The organism is Algoriphagus sp., from assembly GCF_039969895.1.
Lineage (GTDB): Bacteria > Bacteroidota > Bacteroidia > Cytophagales > Cyclobacteriaceae > Algoriphagus.
The window spans coordinates 1-1,885 of record NZ_JBDVMZ010000002.1 but is presented as its reverse complement, the minus strand read 5'-3'; the positions used below and the strand labels follow the sequence as shown (position 1 = coordinate 1,885).

Below are 1,885 nucleotides of genomic sequence, written 5' to 3'. Positions count from 1 at the left end.
TACTGGAAAAGCATTTTCCGATATTGAGTATAGAGCAGGACTGTATCCTCTCCAAAATGGGGGATATCACAGTGGCCTATCAGGCAATCCTTCCTGAAATCTTTACGCTCAGTGACCGGGACTATGAAGCCTTTCATCAGGCATGGGTCAAGGCGATTAAAACCCTTCCCCTAAACAGCATTCTCCATAAGCAGGATTGGTTTACCCAAAGCAGCCATCAGGCAGATTTCAGCAAAGACAACCAGAGTTTCCTGAACCGGAGCAGCGAGCGCTTTTTCCATGAAAGACCTTTTCTCAACCATTCATGCTACCTGTTTCTTACCTTAAAACCCAAAAACAGGAAACCATCCAGTAGTCTGTTCTCCACCCTACTCCGCTCCCATATCATTCCTGAAGAACTGAACTTGCGCCAAGCACTTCCTGATTTTCTGGATGCCTGTGGACAGTTTGAGCGAATTCTATCCGATAGTGGATTTGTTAGCCTGAGCAGACTGAAAGAGGATTGGTTGTACAGCAATCAAACTCAGGCAGGGATTCTTGAAAAATACTGCAATCTGACGAGTGATGATAGACCGATCTGGATTTCCGATATCAATTTCAAACCCAACCTTCAGATCGGAAACAAATCCTGCAGGATCTTCAGCATAAATGAAACCGAAGATCTTCCTTTGCTCTGTGGTTCCCGCATCAACTACGATAAATACAGCACGGACACCACAAAATTCAGTGTGGGTTTTGCTTCCTCCCTAGGACAGCTGCTCCCATGCAACCATATCTACAACCAGTACCTCTTTATCGGTGACACGCAGCAAACCCTCAAAGAACTGGAGTCCAAACGGCTGCGGCTCCAGTCTCTGGCCAACTACAGCAGAGAAAATTGCATTGCCCGGGATGCCACCAACGATTTTCTCAATGAAGCCATCGGCCAGCAACGGATTCCGGTCAAAGCCCATTTCAATATCCTGGCCTGGACGGAAGACCCAAATCAACTTTCAGAGATTAAAAAGCAGGTAGGCTCCGCCTTTTCCCAGATGGAAGCCTCTGTTAAAGAAGAAACCGTAGGAGCCCCACAGCTCTTTTGGGCAGGGATTCCCGGAAACTGTGCCGACTTCCCCATGAATGACAGCTTTGACACTTTTGTCGAGCAAGCGTCCTGTTTTCTCAATCTGGAAACGGGCTATCAAAATTCCATCAGTCCATTTGGTATCCGATTGGGAGACAGACAGACCGGAAGGCCTATCCATGTGGACCTTTCCGACGAACCGGTAAAAAAAGGAATCTGCACCAACCGCAATAAATTTATCCTCGGTCCCAGCGGGTCGGGTAAATCCTTTTTTACCAACCACTTAATACGAAGTTATTACGAACAGGGCACTCATGTGGTCTTGGTAGATGTAGGGCATTCCTACAAAGGACTTTGTGACATGGTCAAGGGTTATTATTTCACTTACGATGAAAAGAACCCTATCCGTTTCAATCCCTTCTTTATAGCCGAAGAAGACCAACTGGACACCGAAAAGAAAGAAAGCATCAAAACCCTACTGCTTGCCCTTTGGAAAAAAGACAATGAGACGTTCAGACGAAGTGAATACGTTGCCCTTTCCAATGCCTTAAAAGGCTATTACGAAAAGCTGGATTCAGATAAATCCCTGTTTCCAAGTTTCAACAGTTTTTACGAATATCTCCAATCTGATTTTCAGGAAGCACTTACTTCCGATCAGGTCAAAGAAAAGGACTTTGATATCGGAAATTTCCTGTATGTGCTTCGCCCCTATTATAAAGGCGGGGAATTCGATTATCTACTGAATGCCTCAGAAAATCTGGATCTACTCAAGGAACGCTTTATTGTCTTTGAACTGGACAACATTAAGGACCACCCCATCCT

General features: G+C 45.4%; 1 protein-coding gene. It reads left to right on the top strand.

Translation table 11 applies throughout. From position 1 onward, the window contains the following. A partial coding sequence (locus ABJH64_RS00060; protein WP_348335234.1) for a TraG family conjugative transposon ATPase occupies positions 1–1,885 on the top strand: 1,885 nt, incomplete at both ends.